The 17,358-nt window shown below is 75.8% G+C and carries 13 protein-coding genes; 7 read left to right on the top strand and 6 right to left on the bottom strand.

From position 1 onward, the window contains the following. The first annotated feature begins 23 nt into the window (after nucleotides 1-23). Together J0910_RS18550 and J0910_RS18545 are read left to right on the top strand one after the other, a co-directional pair. Nucleotides 24-2,579, top strand: coding sequence for an ABC transporter permease (locus J0910_RS18550; protein ID WP_420159800.1), 2,556 nt, complete (start codon nucleotides 24-26; stop codon nucleotides 2,577-2,579). An 80-nt stretch (nucleotides 2,580-2,659) separates the two neighbouring features. After that, on the top strand, nucleotides 2,660-4,381 hold the full coding sequence (locus J0910_RS18545; RefSeq protein WP_420159799.1) for an ABC transporter ATP-binding protein: 1,722 nt from the start codon (nucleotides 2,660-2,662) through the stop codon (nucleotides 4,379-4,381). Between the two features lie 3 nt (nucleotides 4,382-4,384). On the opposite strand, the gene J0910_RS18540 is transcribed toward J0910_RS18545, so the two are convergent. Then, nucleotides 4,385-5,152 (bottom strand): AfsR/SARP family transcriptional regulator, encoded by a 768-nt coding sequence (locus J0910_RS18540; RefSeq protein WP_420159798.1) that lies wholly within the window; start codon nucleotides 5,150-5,152, stop codon nucleotides 4,385-4,387. 438 nt (nucleotides 5,153-5,590) lie between these two features. Between J0910_RS18540 and J0910_RS18535 the strand changes: the two genes are divergently transcribed. Further along, nucleotides 5,591-6,409: an NAD(P)H-binding protein gene (locus tag J0910_RS18535; RefSeq protein WP_420159797.1), complete on the top strand. Its 819-nt coding sequence runs from the start codon at nucleotides 5,591-5,593 to the stop codon at nucleotides 6,407-6,409. A 506-nt stretch (nucleotides 6,410-6,915) separates the two neighbouring features. Continuing rightward, nucleotides 6,916-8,280 carry an MATE family efflux transporter gene (locus tag J0910_RS18530; protein ID WP_420159796.1) on the top strand — a complete coding sequence of 455 codons (1,365 nt, stop codon included), beginning with the start codon at nucleotides 6,916-6,918 and terminating at the stop codon, nucleotides 8,278-8,280. A 13-nt stretch (nucleotides 8,281-8,293) separates the two neighbouring features. On the opposite strand, the gene J0910_RS18525 is transcribed toward J0910_RS18530, so the two are convergent. Together J0910_RS18525 and J0910_RS18520 are read right to left on the bottom strand one after the other, a co-directional pair. Next, entirely contained in the window at nucleotides 8,294-8,584 is a 291-nt protein-coding gene (locus J0910_RS18525; RefSeq protein ID WP_420159795.1) for a MazG nucleotide pyrophosphohydrolase domain-containing protein, read from the bottom strand. 139 nt (nucleotides 8,585-8,723) lie between these two features. Continuing rightward, a complete protein-coding gene (locus J0910_RS18520) occupies nucleotides 8,724-10,409 on the bottom strand; it encodes a right-handed parallel beta-helix repeat-containing protein (protein WP_420159794.1) in 1,686 nt (561 codons plus the stop codon). Nucleotides 10,410-10,480: 71 nt separating this feature from the next. Between J0910_RS18520 and J0910_RS18515 the strand changes: the two genes are divergently transcribed. Together J0910_RS18515 and J0910_RS18510 are read left to right on the top strand one after the other, a co-directional pair. Further along, nucleotides 10,481-11,317, top strand: coding sequence for a TetR/AcrR family transcriptional regulator (locus J0910_RS18515; RefSeq protein ID WP_420159793.1), 837 nt, complete (start codon nucleotides 10,481-10,483; stop codon nucleotides 11,315-11,317). Between the two features lie 124 nt (nucleotides 11,318-11,441). Beyond that, nucleotides 11,442-12,212 carry an SIR2 family NAD-dependent protein deacylase gene (locus J0910_RS18510; protein ID WP_420159792.1) on the top strand — a complete coding sequence of 257 codons (771 nt, stop codon included), beginning with the start codon at nucleotides 11,442-11,444 and terminating at the stop codon, nucleotides 12,210-12,212. A 12-nt stretch (nucleotides 12,213-12,224) separates the two neighbouring features. On the opposite strand, the gene J0910_RS18505 is transcribed toward J0910_RS18510, so the two are convergent. After that, nucleotides 12,225-15,101, bottom strand: coding sequence for a PEP/pyruvate-binding domain-containing protein (locus J0910_RS18505; protein ID WP_420159791.1), 2,877 nt, complete (start codon nucleotides 15,099-15,101; stop codon nucleotides 12,225-12,227). A 124-nt stretch (nucleotides 15,102-15,225) separates the two neighbouring features. Next, on the bottom strand, nucleotides 15,226-16,146 hold the full coding sequence (locus tag J0910_RS18500; RefSeq protein ID WP_420159790.1) for a hypothetical protein: 921 nt from the start codon (nucleotides 16,144-16,146) through the stop codon (nucleotides 15,226-15,228). Between J0910_RS18500 and J0910_RS18495 the strand changes: the two genes are divergently transcribed. Continuing rightward, a complete protein-coding gene (locus tag J0910_RS18495; protein WP_420159789.1) occupies nucleotides 16,118-16,780 on the top strand; it encodes a hypothetical protein in 663 nt (220 codons plus the stop codon). The genes J0910_RS18500 and J0910_RS18495 overlap by 29 nt on opposite strands. Before the next feature lie 70 nt (nucleotides 16,781-16,850). Here J0910_RS18495 and J0910_RS18490 read toward each other — a convergent pair whose 3' ends face one another. Continuing rightward, on the bottom strand, nucleotides 16,851-17,324 hold the full coding sequence (locus tag J0910_RS18490; RefSeq protein ID WP_420159788.1) for a hypothetical protein: 474 nt from the start codon (nucleotides 17,322-17,324) through the stop codon (nucleotides 16,851-16,853). Nucleotides 17,325-17,358: the final 34 nt, after the last annotated feature.

Below are 17,358 nucleotides of genomic sequence, written 5' to 3'. Positions count from 1 at the left end.
ACGGACCGGAGAGGCGGGTACCGGTGATCGGCATCGCATGGCGCATCCTGCGCCGCAGCCCGGGAACGCTGCTCGGCGCCTTCATCATGATCACGGTGGGGACGGCGCTGCTCGCCGCCTTCGCCATCGTCCAGGACTCGATATCCCGGACCACCGCCCCGGTGGAGCGCTATGCGGCCGCCGACGTCGTCGCCTCCGGCCAAGCCGGGGTCTTCACCCCTGAGGCGGTCGAGGAGGCCGGTGCCCTGACCGGGGTGGCCGAGGCCGTACCGGAGCTCTCCTTCCCCGCCCTCGTCCTCGGCGCGGACGGCGCCCCTCCCGCCGACTGGCAGGACACCGCCCGCTTCGGGCACGGCTGGTCCAGCGCCGGGCTCACCCCTTTCACACTGCTGGAGGGCCGGGCGCCAGGCGCCTCCGACGAAGTCGTCCTGGATGCGGAATCCGCGGCCGAGGCGGGAGCGGGCGTCGGCGACCGGGTCGATGTGGAGGTCGCCGGAACCGTCCGCGGCCACCGCCTGGTCGGCATCGCGGAGGCGGAGGCCGGACCGGCGGAGTACCAGCGCACCCTGTTCTTCACCGACCGGCGGGCGGCGGAGCTGGCCGACCGGGGCGAGGGGCGGGTCGACGCCATCGGCCTGCGGCTGGAACCCGGCGCCGATCCGGGCGCCGTGGCGGCAGCGCTCGACGAGCACCTGCGAACCGCCCTCGCCGGGGACGTGGACAGCCCTTCGGGCGTCCCCGCCTACCGGGTGGGCGCCGGCGCCGAGCGAGGCGAGATGGAGCGGGCGCTCCCCGACCACCGGGCCTCCGCGCAGGCCATGGCCATGTTGATCTGGATCGTGGCCTTCATGGCGGTCGCCGTGATCGGCGGCGCCCTGATCACCTCGGTACGCAGCAGGGCCGCCCAGTTCGCCTTGCTCAGAGCGGTGGGAGCGACCCCGGGGCAGGTGCGGCTGCTCTGCCTGGCCGAGGCGTTCCTGCTCTCCGTCGCGGGTGTGGTCGCGGGGGCGCTGTCCGGCATGCTGCTCGCCCGCCTCCTATTGGAGGGCTTCCGGGCGATCGGGGTGGTCAGCCCGGTGCTGCGGGTGCACTACGGGCCCGGCGCCCTGCTGCTCGCCGGGGCGATCGCACTGATCGTCGGCCAGGCGGCCGCCTGGTTCGCCGCCCGTGCCGCGCTGCGCATCCGTCCAGCGGAAGTGCTGGCGGGCCAGGCCGCCGTCCCGGTGACCCGGGGCCGCCGACGGGCCGGCCGGATCACCGGCGTGCTGCTGCTCGCCGCCGCAGGGGTCCTGCAGGCGCTCGGGATGGCCGGTCTGGTCCCGGCCATGCTGCGGGGGGCCTACGGGATGATCGCCAGTGGCCTGGTCATCGTCGGCCTGGGGCTGCTCGGCTCATGGGCGATCCACGCCGCGGCCCGCGCCGCCCGCCCGGCGCTCTCCCGACTGGCCCCGGTCACCGGGCACCTCGCCGCCGCCAACGTCGGTTTCCACCACCGGCGCTACGCCGGGGCGGCGGTGCCGATCGCGGTGGGCACCGCCATCGCAGGCTGGGCCTTGGCCGGCCTCCCGCTCTTCGCCCTCGGCAACTCCCAGGACGTCGCCGAGCGCTTCGCCGCCGACCAGGTGCTGCGCACTCCCATCGTGCGGGACGCCCATACCGGCCTGGGGGAACCGGTCCGGGAGCGGCTGGAGGAGGCGGCCGGGGTCTCAGCGGCGGTCGGCCTGCGGGAGCTGTGGGCGCATGCCGACCCGGTCGGTTCGGGCGGGAGCGGCGCACCGGAGGTGACCCGGGGGACGATCGTGACCGGCCAGGCCGGCGCCCTGCTGGACCTGGGCGAGGTGAAGGGGGATCTCGCCTCCGTCGACGCGGGGCGGGGCGTCGCCCTGGGCGCGGACTATGCGGGCCAGGCCGGGATCGGACTCAACGACGAGGTGGAGGTGCGGACCGCTGGGGCCTCCCGGCCGACGGTGCTGCCGGTGGTCGCGCTCTTCGGACGGGACCAGGGCGGCGGAGAGGGGATCGTCGTCGCGTCCGAGGCGCTCCGGGGAGCCCCGCAAGGCTGGTACGACTACATCCTGGTCGGCGAGGAGGAGGCGGGCCGGGCGGCGGAGGCCGCCTCCGCCGCCGTCGCCGACCGAGGGACGGCGTCCGCCGAGGATCCCGAGGAGTTCCTCCGCGCCTACGTCCAGGAGCGGCAGGGCGCGATCGACAACCTCGGCACCCTGGCCACCGCCATGGTCGGAGGGTTCCTGGTGATCGCTTCGGTCAACGCCCTCGCACTGTCGGCCGCGGACCGCCGCTCCGAGCTCGCCTCGATCCGCCGGATCGGGGTGACCGGGCCCCGACTGAGCCGGATGGTCTCCTGGGAGATGGCCCTCACGGTCGTCCCGGCATGGCTGCTGGGCGGGCTCGCGACAGGCTGGATGGCCGCGGCGATGGCCGGTGGGGACCTCGGAGCCGCGCTGTGGGCCTACCCGGCGGCGGTGCTCCTCGCGTTCGGCGCGACAGGGCTGGCCGCGGCCCTGCTCGGCGCGCTGGCGGCGACCCGGTCGGCCCTGCGGGCCGCGGATGCGCGGTGACCGCGCCCGGGAATCCTTGAACCTTTGCCGGCGAACGAGGAAAGGAGGCCGCAGTGCGGCGAGAGAGGACCGGAGTATCGGTGCGAGGACAGAGTGAACTGGGGGAACTCTGGCGCCATCTGCGGCCGCACTGGCGGACCATGCTCGCCGGCGCTGCGCTGGGGCTGGTGGGCAATGCGGTTGCCTTGGCCCAGCCGATGGTCGCGAAGCAGGTCATCGAGTCGGTCGGTGAGGGAGGGCTCGACCCCGGGCCGGTAGCGACCCTCGCGGTTCTGGTGGTACTCGGTGGGATTCTTGCCGCCGGTGGTGCCTACCTGCTCGAACGGATGGCGGCGCGGGTCGTGCGCCGGGTCCGTGGACAGATGGTCCGACACCTGGTGCGGCTCCGGGTGGAGGCGGTCGACCGTCCAGGCGACTTGATCTCCCGGGTCACGGCCGACACGACCTTGTTGAGCCGGGTGGCGACGCGCGCCGTGGCCGATTCAGCCAACGCGGTCGTGATGATCATCGGGGCCGTGGTGCTGATGGCGCTGCTCGACGTGGTTCTCCTCGGGATCACGGTCCTGGTCTTCTCTGCCATTCTCGGTGTCGCGGCCACGGCCATGCCACGGATCGCGCGCGCCCAAGAGAAGGTGCAGCGGTCGGTCGGCGATATCGGGTCAGGCCTGGAGCGGATGCTGGGGGCCTTCCGCACCATGAAGGCGAGCGGGACGGAGAAGGCGGAGAGCGCTCGGATCGACCGCGCTGCGGAGCGCGCGATGAGCGACACCGTGACCACCGCGAAGTGGACCGCGGTGGCGCGGGTGGCAGCGGGCCTGGCCACCCAGACGGCGTTCCTGGCCGTGCTCGGAGTGGGCGGCGCTCGGGTGGCCGGCGGAGACCTGGAAGTCTCGGCGCTGATCGCCTTCCTGCTCTATCTCTTCAACATGGCGCAGCCTCTGGGCGTACTGGTGCAGGGGGTCACAGAGCTGCAGGGGGGTCTTGCCGCGGTGCGGCGGATACGTGAGGTGGAGGACCTGCCGGTTGAGGAGGCCTCTTCGGGGAGCGCCACTGCTCAGCGACCGCGGACCGAGGGGCCGGCTTCAGGGGGTTTCGAGGGTGTGCGTTTCGGCTATGGGGCGGGACGGGTCCTGGACGGGGTTTCGTTCGAGTTCCGGGCCGGTTCGGTGGTCGCGCTCGTCGGAGAGTCGGGCGGCGGCAAGACCACTGCATTCTCTCTTCTGGAACGGTTCTATGACCCGGACGGGGGAGCGGTGCGGCTCGATGGCGCGGATCTCCGGGAGTGGCCACTGGATCGCCTGCGCGCGCAGATCGGCTACGTTGAGCAGGACGCACCGATGCTTCAGGGAACCCTTCGGGAGAACCTGCTCTATTCGGCCCCGGACGCCGGTGATGACGAGCTGTGGAGCGTGCTGGAGAAGACCCGGCTGGCCGAGACCGTCGCTGCGCTGCCGCAGGGTGTCGAGACTCCCGTCGGGCACAGGGGTGTGAATCTCTCCGGTGGGCAGAAGCAGCGGATCGCCATCGCCCGGGCGCTACTGAGAAGGCCCCGGCTGCTCCTCCTCGATGAGGCGACTTCACAGCTGGACGCAGCCAATGAGAAGGCGCTTCGGGAGACGATCTCAGAGGTCGCGGGAGAGACGACGGTACTTCTGATCGCACATCGGCTGTCCACGGTGGTGGACGCCGACGAGGTGCTCGTCTTCGAAGGGGGGCGAATCCGGGCCCGGGGGACGCATGGTGAGCTGCTCGCCTCGGATGAGCTGTACCGCCGCTTCGCCGGGTCGCAGGTGATGGCGTGATCCCTAACTCGTGCAGGTCACTCGGGAAGCGGGTAGATCAGGTTCTTGGCGGAGGATGCGCAGCCGGAGCAGCTGGAGGTCCGGGCTGGGGTCGGTGCCCAAGGTTTCGAGCAGTCGGCTTCGCAGGTCATCGAAGACCATGAGCGCCTCGCTCATCCGGAAGGAATGGTAGAGGGCGATCATCAGCTGCGCGAAGAAGGCCTCCCGGAGCTCGTACTGCCGTGTCAGCTTCCGTAGGTCGGCGATCACCTCTCGGTGGCGGCCACGGCGAAGTTGTACGTCCATGAAGGTTTCCAAGGTGGATACGTGCAACTCGCACCAGAAATCAGAATTTGCTGCCAGGTGGGGTGAATCCAGTTCAGAGAAAGGTTTCCCCTTCCATAGGGAGAGTGATCGGGAAAGGCAGTCGGCTGCTTCGTCTAGGCGTTCATCGGATGCGTGCTTCTCCCCCTGGCGGCGCAGGTCATCGAAAACATGGCAGTCGACGTCGGTGCGGTCGGCGATGAGTCGGTAGGCCTCGCCGTGCCGTTCGACGGGGACTGCCGTCTTTCTGAGTTCACTCAGGGCCTTGTGTAGCTGGGAGTGGCCGCTCCGGTTTTCCCTTCCCGTGTCGAGTGACTCGAGGAGAGCGTCTTTGTGCGTATATCGGCCTAGGTCGGCGAGGAGGTGGCTGAGGGTGATCCGGGAACGGCGGGTCGGTAGGGGGACATCGTTCCCATCCTGTCTCAGGGTGAGGGGGCCTAGGACGGAATAGGTGATGCCGTTGCACATGGTGTGGGGGTGCTCCTCGCGTTTGATGCGCGGCCTTGGCTTCTCCGAGAAGTCGAAGACATTTCACGTTCAAGCGTCGACTTCGCTGCCGGCTTGTGATCTTTTGTGTGAAATTTACCCACTTTCCCTGTTGTGGACTTTAGCGAAATGTGCAAGTCGGATCAAGTTGCGGTAAAGGGGGCCTGTTGGCTTCGGCATTGTTTTTGCTGGTGAAGTTGGCCCACCCCTGTTCCTGGCCGGATCGGGTCAAAGCCGGGCCCTTCTTCTGGGGGGCGGATTCGCGGGGAGCGCGGACCTGGAGGGCGGAGTGGTCTCTGCGGCCGGTTCCCCGAGCCGGCAGTGCTCTGAGCTGAACCAGGACGGGAAAGGTCCGCGATCCGGCCTACCGTCCTTTCGACCGCCTCGACCGGGGCGGGGACGCATGATCGGGAGGACGCCATGATCCTTGTGACCGGAGCGACCGGGAAGGTCGGGAGCCGTCTGGTGGGACTGCTCGCCGAGGGCGGGCACCCCGTCCGCGCGCTGACCCGGCGGCCCGGGGCGGCGCGGTTCCCCGCGGGGGTCGAGGTCGTCGGCGGCGACCTCGCCGACCCGGGGACGCTCGGGCCGGCGCTGCGCGGGGCGACCGCGCTGCACCTGATCACCTTCGCCGGCGACGACCAGGCGCCGCTGGAGGACGCGCCGCGGATCCTGGCCGGGGCCGCCCGGGCCGGGGTGGGGCGGGTGACGGTGCTGATGGGCTCCGTCGAGCCCGGGCCGGTGGAGCGGGCGGTGGCCGGCAGCGGCCTGGAGTGGACGCGCATCGCGCCGGTGGAGTTCATGTCCAACGCGCTGGAGTGGGCCGGCTCGGTCCGGTCCGAGGGCGTCATCCGGGAGGGCGCGGTGGACGTGCCCAGCTCGATGGTGCACGAGGAGGACATCGCCGCGGTCGCCGCGGCCGCTCTGACCGAGGGCGGCCACGCGGGCGCCACCCACGTGGTGACCGGCCCCCAGGCGCTGACCGTCCGGGACAGGGCGCGCATCCTCGGCGAGGTGCTGGGCCGGCCGGTCCGGGTGGACGAGCTCTCCATCGAGGAGCTTCGGAGGGGCTGGCGCGCCGAGGGCTACGGCGAGGACGACATCGCGTTCTTCACCGCCATGACCACCGAGCGCCCCGAGGCCGGCCGCACCGTCCTGCCCACCGTCCGGCAGGTCACCGGCCGCCCGCCGCGCACCTTCGCGGACTGGGCCGGGGAGAACGCCGCGGCGTTCCGCTGACCCGCTCGGGCGGCCCGGGGCGGGACGGGGTGCCCCCGGTTCTCCGCGGACCTCCCGTCCTCCCGATCCTCCCGGCCCTCCGGCCGGAGGGCCGGAACCCTTCGAAGGGGAGCACACGACTCCCGGCACCGGGGCCTCCTCCGGGAGCGGGGGAGGGAAAGGGCGACCGGAATCCGCCGTTCCGACCGGTGCGCCCGTTCCGGCGGGCGGTTCCGGGAGAGGCCGGGAAGCATCCCCGGGCCCCCGCGATCACCGCACCCGCGCCCACCGGAGCGCCTCCGGACGCCCGGCCCCGGCCGGCTCCGGAAAGGCAAGGCCCCGGGGCGGCCTCAACCGGCCATTCGGGGCCCGTGGCCGGGAGGGGCGGAGGCGCCCCGCGGGCCGGGGCACTGAGCAGGCGGTATCGCCGGACGGGGGGAGGCCGCCGCCCCGGGGCGGCGGCGGGGGCGCGGCGCTGTGCGGCTAGGGTCCCGGTCGGTACGCGGGCGACGGACGGGGACGGTGGGATGGCCGGGAGGACCGGGGAGCGCGGGACGCCGCCCGCCGGCGCGGGAAGGGCGGCCGAGGCCTTCCCCGGGTTCGCGGAGCTGGCAGGCGGGGTCCTCGGCAAGGCCGTCCCGCTCTACCTGTCCATGGCCGCCGGGGTGGCCGGCGTGCTGGCCGCCGCGGCCGCCCTGGGGCACGCCGGGACCTCCTCACTGGCCGCCTACGCGCTGACCGCCGCGGTGTTCAACCCGGTGCTGATGGCCGTCCAGGGCGCGCTGCGCGGATCGATGCCGTTCATCGCCGAGGCCGGCGGGGGAGAACTGGGCCCGGTGGTCCGCGACGCCGCCTGGCTGGCCCTGTCGGCGGGGGCCCTGGGCGGGCTCCTGGTCACCGCGGCGCCCGAGCTGGCCGCGGCCGCCGGCGCGGCGGAGGCGGCCGCCGGGGCCTTCGGCGCCCTCCCCCTGCTCATGGGGTGCGCGCTGCTGGCCGCCTCCCTCCAGTCCTGCGCCACCACCCTGCTCGTCGCCCTGGGCCGGTCCCGGGAGGCGATGCGGACGGGCCTGGTCGGGACGGGGCTCTCGGTCGCCCTCGTCCTCGCCCTGGTCCCGGGGGCCGGCCCGCTCCCCGTGCTGGGCACCGCCGGCGCCGGCGCCGGCATGCTGCTCGGCTCAGCCGCCGCGGCGGCCACCGGCCACCTGCTGCTCCGCCGCGCGGTGGCGGAGGAGGGCGGCGGCTCCGGCCCCGGGCGGCCCGACTGGCGCGCGGTGCTGCGCATCGCCCGGGTCGGCCTGCCGCTGGGCACGACCATGCTGATCAAGTTCGGCGTGCTCGGCCTGCTCGTGATGGCGGCCGCGGGAGCGGGCGCGGCCGAGGCCGCCGCGCACCAGATCACGGCCTCCCTGGCCGGGTTCGCCTTCCTGCCCGCGACCGCGGCCGGGCAGGCGGCCGTCCCGTTCATGGCCCGCGCCGCCGCGGCCCGGGGACCGCGAGCCGCCCGCCGGCCGCTGCTGGCCGGGGCGGCGGTGGCGCTGCCGGCGGTCGCGCTGACCGCGGCGGCGACCGCCGCGGCGGCCGGACCGCTGCTCGGCGCGCTCACCCCCGACCCGCGGGTGCAGGGGCTCGTCCTCTCCCTGCTCCCGCTGCTGCTCCTGCTGGTGCTGGCCGACGCGGCCCAGGCGCTGCCCGGCATGGGGCTGATCGCGGTGAAGCGGACCTCTCCGACGCTGTACTCCTTCGCGCTGTGCTACGGGGCGCTGGCCGCGGCGGCCTTCCCGCTGGCCGCCGCGGGCGGGCTGGCCTGGCTGTGGACGGCCTTCACCGCCGCCACCGCGGGGCTGGTCGCGGGCCAGGCGGCCGGGTTCCTGCGGGCCACCGGGCTCCGCTGACCGGGCCGCCCGCTCAGCCGCCCGCCCGCTCGGCGTCGTAGCGGGCCCGGCGCAGATCCGCTTTGGCCCGGACCGCCTCGTCCACGTCGATGCCGTGCAGCAGGGCGATGCGGTGCAGCAGGATCCCGACGTCGCCGATCTCCTCGGCGATCGCGGGGAGCTCGCCGGTGCGGACGGCCTTGGCCAGCTCGCCCAGCTCCTCGGCGAGGAAGGCGATGCACTCGCGCGGCCCCTGGTCGTCGATGCGCATGTGCGCGAAGAGCTCGGCGACGGCCTCGGGCGTGGGGGTGTCGGGGTTCGGCACGGGGGCCTCCTGGGTCGGCGGGGTGCCGGGCCGCGCCCGGCGGGTCCGAGGACTGCGCCTCTCCCCTCCTGCCTACCCGCACCGGGCACCGGGCGCCGCCCCCGGTGCGAGGGGGCGGCGCCCGGTGCCCCGGGCCGGGTCAGCGGCCGGCCGGCGGGCCGGCCGCGGCGACGATGGCGGCGGCGGCCGGGTCGGCGTCGAAGGCCTCCGGTTCCAGCGCGGTGTTCTCGGCGAGCAGCACCCCGCCGGGGGCGGGGCCCGGGTCGGCGTCCCAGAAGTTGCCGATGAACGCGACGTGCTCCAGCGGCGGGGACACCTCCAGCGCCACCGGGGCGTCGGCCCGGCGCACCACGTTGCCCTGCACGGTCACCCAGGAGGCGCCGTAGTCGGTGTAGAGGCCGAAGTTGTACGGGGTGACGGTGTCGAGGACGGCGTTCCCGCGGACCAGGGCGCCGTCGGCGTACGAGCCGCCCTGGGGCCCGGACAGGTAGATGCCGCCGCCGTCGGCCAGCACCTGCATGGTGTCGTGCACCAGGTTGCCCAGCACCTGGGCGCCCCGCCCGCCGTAGACCACGATGCCCGCGTGCGGGGCCTCGGCGACCAGGTTCTGCGCGACGACGGTGTCCCGGGTGCCCTCGTCCACCAGCACGGCCGGCGAGCCGCGGTACTCCCGGCCGACCCGGCGGATCCGGTTGGCCTCCACCCGGTGGCGCACCGCGCCCCCGCCGACCACCGCGCCGCCGCCGGAGACGTCGTCGATCTCGCAGCCGCGCAGCGCGTTGTCCTCCCCGGCGCCGCGGAACTCCACGGCGACCGCGCCCAGCCGGGTGAACCGGCAGCCCTCCAGGGTGATCCGGGAGGACTCCTCGACGAGCACGTTGCCGGGCATCGACTCCTGGTCGCCGGGGACGGTGACGTGCGCCCCCTCGAACACGTCGACCCGGACCAGCGCCCCGCCGTCGTAGTGGCCGTTGCCGTGGTAGTGCAGGAAGCCGCCGGGGGAGCCGGGGCGGGACCAGGCCGCATCGGCGAAGCCGATGCCGAGGAAGGAGACGTCGCGGGCGCCCTGGACGTGCAGCAGGGTCTCCAGCACCGGTGCGACCGCCCCGTCGGGCCGCTCTCCGGGCATCGGCAGGTAGTGCAGGACTCCGCCGGCCAGCGCGAACGTCCCCTCGGTCAGGAACGCGGGGCTGTTCTCGGCGGTGGTGGGGGAGTCGGCGCCGCTGTGCTCCCGGACCCCCTGGCCGTCCCAGTCGCCGACCGAGCGGTACAGCCGCGCGGCGCGCTCGAAGGCGGGCCGGGCCATCTCGACCCAGGCCGCCCCGCCGTCCCGGCGGATCCGCGCGACCGGGCAGCGCGCCTCCGACCACGGGTAGACGCCCCGGTAGACGAACTCCACCCCGTCGCCCCACTCCGCGACCGCAGGGTCGTCGAAGCGGTATCCGGTCGCGGTCCTGGTGAAGCCGCCTTCGATGGGGACGGAGGCGCGCTCTGCGGTGCGCCCGCCGATGCGGAGCCGGCGCACGTCCGGCCCCGGCGAACCGGCCAGCAGGGTCCCGCCCGGCCCCTCCCGCCACCCGGTGACCGGGCGGCCGCCGCTGATCACCACCTCCTCCTGCTCGGCGGTCCCGTAGCCGTGGGCCCGGTAGGTGACGCCGGAGTCGGCGCCGGTGAGCCGGAGCGTCCGGTCCAGGCGGTGCACACCGCCGCGGAGCACCACCGTGTCGCCCGGACCGGCCGCGTCGCGGGCCCGCTCCAGCGTGGCGAACGGCCGCTCGGCCGTCCCCGGGCCGGAGTCGTCTCCGGACGGATCGACGAAGAACATGGGGGTCGTCCCTTCAACGAGGTATGCACTGTAGACCTTTGATATACAGTGCATACCGGAAGGGGGTCAAGATGGCGGATCCGGAGCGCAGCACCGAGCTGCTCTGGGGCGAGGGCGCCCGGCGCGGGCTGAGCGCCGGGCTGGTCGTGCGCACCGCGATCGGGGTGGCCGGCGCCGAGGGGCTGGCCGCCGTCTCCATGCGGCGCGTCGCCAGGGAGCTCGGGGTCACCGTGATGTCGCTCTACCGGCACGTGCCCGGCAAGGCCGAGCTGGTGGCGCTGATGTGCGACGCGGTGCTGGCCCCCGAGGAGGGCGGCGGGGAGGCGCCCGCGGGCGGGAGCGGCTGGCGGGAGTCGCTGGAGGCCTGGGCGCGCTCCGGGATCGCGCTGCGCCGCCGGCACCCCTGGCTCTCCGAGGCGCCCGAGGAGCGGCGCATCCCCGGCCCCAACGCGGTCGCCCTGTTCGAGCGCGCGCTGGCCGCCGTCGAGCCGACCGGGCTGCCGCCCGCCCAGGTGGTGGCGGTGGTGACGCTGGTCGGGGGTTTCGTCGATAGCGCCGCCCGCCAGGAGGCGGAGCGGTCCCGCGCCGAGGAGCGCAGCGGCGTCGGGCACGAGGAGTGGTGGAGCGGCCGGGACTCCCTCTTCGCGCACATGGACCGCTATCCGGTGCTGACCCGGCTGTACCGCAACGGCGCCTACGACGCCCCGCCGGACCCGTTCGAGTTCGGCCTGCAGCGGGTCCTGGACGGGGTGGAGATGCTCGTCCGCAGCGAAGGGCGTGACCAAACGCGTGACGAAACAGGGTGCAAGGTGTGCGGGGAGCCCGTCGCGGCGGCGGCCACCGGGCGGCCGCGCGACTACTGTTCCCGCGCCTGCCGCCAGCGCGCCTACCGGATGCGCAGGGGGTGACGGGAGACGACCGCTCGCCGGGGCCGCCGGGGCGCGGCGGGCACTGGCACAATGTCCCGGTGGAGCGGCGGCGCGGCCCCGGCGGCGCCGCCGGACGGCGCGTCGGAAGGGCGGTGATCGGCCCATGCCACTGGAGGCGGGCCTCGCGGAGGCGGAGGCGCTGATCCGCGGGGCCGAGCGGGTGGGCGTGCTGACCGGGGCGGGGATCTCCACCGATTCCGGGATCCCCGACTTCCGCGGCCCGCAGGGGGTGTGGACCCGGGACCCCGGGGCGGCGGCGCTCTTCGACTACGACACCTACATGGGCGACGTCGACGTGCGCCGGCGGGTGTGGCTGATGCGGCGCGCCGCCCCGGCCTGGACCGCCGAGCCCAACGCGGCCCACCGGGCGCTGGCCGAACTGGACCGCTCCGGCCGCCTGCTCGGCCTGGTCACCCAGAACATCGACGGCCTGCACCAGGCCGGCGGCGTCGCCGCGGAGCGCGTCATCGAGGTGCACGGCACCATCCACGAGGTGGAGTGCACCTCCTGCGGCCGGCGCACGCCCACCCCGGAGGTCCTGGCCCGCCTGGACGAGGAGTCCGACCCGCACTGCGCGGAGTGCGGCGGCGTGCAGAAGACCGCCACCGTCTCCTTCGGGCAGATGCTCGACCCGGAGGTGCTGGAGGCGGCCGCCGCCACCGCCGCCGGCGCCGACGTGTTCCTGGCGATCGGCACCTCGCTGACCGTCCACCCGGCCGCCGGGCTGTGCGGCGTCGCCCTGGAGCACGGCGCGCCGCTGGTCATCGCCAACGCCGAGCCCACCCCCTACGACGACCTCGCCGCCGCGGTACTGCGCGGGCCCATCGCCGACACGGTCCCGGCCCTGGTCCGCGCGGCCACCGGCGCGGCCTGAGCGCCCGGCGGGTCAGGCGCCCTCCTCCAGGGCGGCCGTCCCCGAGGTGCCGTCCACGGTGACGCGGGCGCCGTCGGGGATGAGCCCGGTGGCGTGCGCCGCGCCCACCACCGCCGGGATGCCGTACTCCCGGGCGACCACCGCGCCGTGCGAATTGGCGCCGCCCATCTCCATGACCAGGCCGCCGGCGGTGAGGAAGAGCGGCGTCCAGCCCGGGTCGGTGGAGGGGCAGACCAGGATCTCGCCCGGCTCGATCCGGGCGCCCGCCGGGTCGAGCAGCACCCGGGCCGTCCCGGACGCGGTCCCCGGGGAGGCCGGGACGCCGACCACCGCGGAGCCGGACGCGGGCAGCGGGGCCGCCACCGCCTCCGGCTCGGTGCCGTCGGACAGGATCACCCGGGGCAGCCGCCGCCGGGCCGACTCGCGGCCGTGGGCCCGCCTGCGCCGGGCGGCCGCCTCCCGCAGGTCGGCCCCGGCCAGCCCGGCGCGCGCCTCGGCCAGGGTCACGAAGAACACGTCCTCGGCGCGGTCCAGGGCCCCCTCCGCGGCCAGCGCCGCCCCCACCTCCAGCAGCCGGTACCGCGCCCCGGTGAGCGCCAGCACCACGGTGAACTTGGGCAGCTCGCGCAGGCCCACCAGGGAGCGCGCCCGGCCCAGGGCGAAGCGCACCAGCGGTCCCCGCACCGGGCCGGCCCGCCCGGCCAGCTCCCCCACCCGGGCCTCGGCGGCCGCGGCCCCCGCGGCGAACCGGGTGCCGGGCGCCGCCGCCGGGTCCTCCGACCGCAGGTAGTTGCCGAGCACCCCGAGGACGTGCCGTGGCTCCTCCGACCAGCGCGGCGAGCCCAGGTCGATCTCGGCGACCGCGCGGTGGCCGTACACCGCGAGGAAGCCGTCCAGCCCGGACGCCAGCGGCTCGGGCAGCGACCCCTCCCGGTACCGCGCGGCCGACTCCTCCGGGGAGGCGCCGAGGAGCGCCCCGGCGGCGGCCGGCACCGCGCGCACCCGCTCGGCCAGCCGCCACAGCGCCAGGTCCATCTCGGTGGTCACGTTGTGCGGCACGCCCTGCAGCGCCTCGGCGACCTCCCCCGGGCGCAGCCGGGGGCCGAGCAGCCGGACCGCGGCCAGCAGCGCGGCCCCGGCCGCCATCAGCACCGGCCCGCTCCGCACCATCACCACCGGCAGGACCGACACCAGCAGGCGCTCGGCATCGTCCAGCAGCCGGACCGGGTCGGTGGTCCGCGGCACGGCGGAGCGCCGCCGCACCTCCTCGGTGAGCCGGAGGGCGCGCGCCCGGGTGCCCGCCGGGTCGGCCAGGGCGCGGGCGAACGCCCCCGGAGCCCCGCCGCGCACCGCGGCCGGCACCACCCGGCGCAGCACCGGCCGGGGCGAGCGGTACCGCAGCGGGAAGCGCGGGTCGCCGGCGAGCGCGCGGAACACCTCCGCCGAGCGGGCCTCCATGATGTCCATCAACCGGGGCAGCACGGCCCGCCCCAGCGAGCTGCACAGCGCCTCGGTGGCGTCGATGAACAGCCGGCCGCCGCCCTCGGTCACCGCGGGCGCGCCGTCCCGGGGGTCGTCGACGCGGAACCCGAGCCGCCGGGCCACCCCCGCCGACATCAGCCGGAACGCCTCGATCCCCATCGGGGTGAACGGCCGCTGCACCCCCTGGGCCAGGCTGAAGTTGAAGTAGACGCGCAGGCCGCCGCCGGGCGCCCGGCGCACCGGGACCGGGAAGAGCGTGGTGATCGGGCGGGCCTGGGTGAGCCGCGGAGCCCCGTCCGGGCCGATCGCCCACTCGATGTCCTGCGGGGCGCTGTAGAGCCGCTCCACCCGCTCGCCGAGCCGGGCCAGCGCGCGCACCTGCCCGTCGTCGAGGCAGAGCGCGGACCCCCGCCCGGAGCCGCCCCCCTGCTCCGGGGCATCGGAGGCCACCGCGGCCCCGCCCCGTTCCGCCCCTCCGGGGACCGTCCCACCCCGCTCCGGGAGGCCGGGGGCCGTACCGCTCTGGCCTGCCTCTTCGGGGGCCGTACCGCCCTGCTTCCGGCCGGTGGGCGGTGCCGCCCCGCCCGGCTCCGTCCCCTGGGGAAGCGCGGCGCTCCGCCTCCTTCCGCCGGGGTCCGTTCCCGCGCCGCCCGGCTCCACCTCCTCCACCCCCTCGGGGACCTCCCGGGCCCCGGGCCGGCGCCGGAGGATCCGCCCGGTGGCGGAGTCCACGGTGAACCGGTCCGGGTCGACGGCCCCGGAGACCACCGCCTCGCCCAGGCCGGGGGCGGCCTCGATCACCACCCGGTTCCGGGTCCCGGCGACCGGGTCCGCGGTGAACATCACCCCGGCGGCCTCGGCGGGCACCATCCGCTGCACCACCACCGCCAGGAGGACCGAGGCGTGGTCGATCCCGTTGGCGGCCCGGTAGGCGACGGCGCGGTCGGTCCACAGCGACGCCCAGCAGCGGCGGACCGCCTCCAGCACGTCCGGGGCGCCGGCCACGTTCAGGAAGGTGTCCTGCTGGCCGGCGAAGCTTGCCTGCGGCAGGTCCTCGGCGGTGGCCGAGGAGCGCACCGCGACCGGTCCGCCGTCCTCCCGCTCCCGCACGGCGCGGGCGACCTCCTCCGGGACCGGCGCGGCCAGCACCAGCGCCCGGGCGCGCCCGGCCAGCTCGTCCAGGGCCGCGATATCGGCGGGCGCCGCCGCGGCCAGCTCGCCGACCACCCCGTCCAGCGCCGAGCCGACGGCCCGCCGGTAGGCGGCCGTGGTCAGGCAGTACCCGGGCGGCACCGGCAGCCCGGCCCGGATCAGGATCCCCAGGTTGACGGCCTTTCCGCCGGCCAGCTCCAGCGCGTCCGGGGCGATGTCGCCGAGGTCCGCGACGATCCGCTCGGCTGCCTCCATCGGACCTTCCCCCTGCCGCACCGGAGGGCGCACCCCGCCACCGGGACGCGGACGGGCCCTCCGGCCTACTGCCGATATGGTTCCCGCCCGAGAGCGCCGCCAAGACCGCGGCGGGCGGCGGAGGTCAGGCGGCGACCGGCTGCGCGGCCCGGGGCGCCGCGGGCCGGAGCAGCGCGGCGCCGTAGCCGAAGAGCCAGAGCGCCCACATCAGCCAGCCGACCGGCCCCAGCAGGCCCAGCGGCCCGTCCCCGCCGACGATCAGCGGGGCGAGGGCGGCCGAGGCGAACAGCAGCGCCGCCGACACCAGCCCCAGCGTGCCGTGCCACGGGCGGATCAGCCCGGTGCGCAGGCCGCCGACGGACAGCCCGATCAGGGCCAGTGCCAGGAAAGTGCCGTTGAGGGTGGACACCGCCTCGTGCAGCGCCCACAGCCCGGCGGCCGCGGAGGCGTCGCCCCCGGTCGTCCCCAGGGCGAGCCGGGCCGAGACGACCACGGCGAACGCGCCGTTCTGCAGGAGCAGGCCGGCGGAGCCGACCAGGGGCCGGGTCTCGCTCCGCTCGCGCTCGGCCCGGCGCATCGCGGCGACCGCTCCGGCGCCGAACAGCACGGCCAGTATCCAGGCGGCCGGGGCGAGCGCGGCGGAGAGCCCGGCGGCGCCGCTCTGCCCGCCGAAGAAGGCGGAGACCTCGCCGGGTCCGGCACCGGTGGTGGGCAGCCCGGCGGGGACCGCGATCGCGTTGGCGAGGATGAGGATGGCGGCGAGGCCGCCGGCCCGGGCTCTTCCGGCCGCCTTCGAGGACGGGGCGGGAGTCCTCGCAGAGGACCGGCGGGCCGGGACCGCCGCCCTGCCGCGACCGCGCCCGCCGTGAAAGCGGCGGAGGGCGGATCCGCCCCGCCGGGAGCGGCGCGGTGCCGCTCCGGGGAGCAGCGCCGCCCGGTCCCGGAGGGGCCCGGACGGGCCGCACCCCGCCGTAATCGGAGTGCGGTACCCGCCCGGGGCGTGCCACCATCCCCGGATGGCTTCCGACCTCAGCTGCGTGTTCACGCTCGACTCCGGCGTGCTGGCTCTGTTCGACACGGTGATCCCGGGCGGTTCGGGGCACGTCCTGCGCACCGGCGGCCCCGGATGGCCGAAGGGGTGGGTGCTCCCGTCGCCATGGGAGCTGGAGTACGGCACCGGGGGCGCGCTCGCCGTGGAGGAGAGGGCGCTCGACGTCGCCGACCCCGGCGCCTGGCGGGCCGCCGCGGGAGTCCCCGCGGACCCGGACCCGCTCGACGCCTTCGATGAGACCGACCTCCGGCTGGCCTCCCTGCTCAGCCTGGCCGCGCCCGTCGTGCTGATCGAGGACTCCGCGTTCGGCGGCACCCTCTCCCACGAGTACGCGGCGCTGTGCGCGGGAGGCGGGCTCCGGGCGGCCTGCGGCGTCGACTTCCCGAACGGCAGGGCCTTCGTCCTGGAGGCCGGCGCCTACCGGGAGGCGCCCCCGGAAGAGGTCTCGCCCGTCTCGCACTGCGCCAGGCTCCTCGACAGGAGCTTCGGCAGCAGATCGCTCTTCGACGGATACCTGCCCCGCGAGGCCCACCGGGAAGGACCGCCGTGCCGGGAGGCGTGGACGGGGCCCGCTCCGCGTCCGGCCCCGGAGTGGCGGCGGCACTTCCCGGTGCTCGCGGCCGGCTGAGGCGGGGCTCCGAACGGAGGAGGGCCCCGAGGGGCCGCCGAAGGGCGGGAGCCGGGGCCGCCTGCGGCCGTCAGGGATCCGCCGGCCCGTGCGCCGTGCCCGGGAGGCGGCGGAAGGAGGCGTAGGCGAGGTACGCGGCGGCGCACGCGCCGGCCGCGGACAGGGCCAGGTGCGCCCAATTGGCGTGCGGGGCCACCAGGGCGACGGCGCCGGCGGTGGCGAGCGTGATCAGCAGGAGCGCGCCGAGCAGGACGGGGCGGGGGACGAGCCGCCCGGCGCGGGTGATCGCCAGGATCACGATGGCGGCGGCCAGCGCGCCGACCGCCGCGTTGCCCAGCTGGGCCGCGGAGACGTCCGGGATCTCCTGGTAGGCCGAGGCGGGCGGATCGGGGGAGCCGACCATGCCGAGCCGCCCGATCGCGGCCAGGTAGGTCTTCTCCGCGGTGTAGAAGAGCCAGTGCGCGGCGGCGAGCAGTCCGGCGGCGCGCACGAGGCCCCGGGTGCGCGGCGTGTCCGGGGCCGAGGGGGAGCCGGAGGCGGTCATGGCCCCAGTCTCGCCTCGCCGCCGCTTCCGCGGC

The sequence above is a fragment of the Nocardiopsis oceanisediminis genome, assembly GCF_048595525.1.
Taxonomy (GTDB): domain Bacteria; phylum Actinomycetota; class Actinomycetes; order Streptosporangiales; family Streptosporangiaceae; genus Nocardiopsis_A; species Nocardiopsis_A oceanisediminis.
Note: the sequence above shows the minus strand (reverse complement) of the source record. Positions and strands in the feature narration are given on the sequence as shown.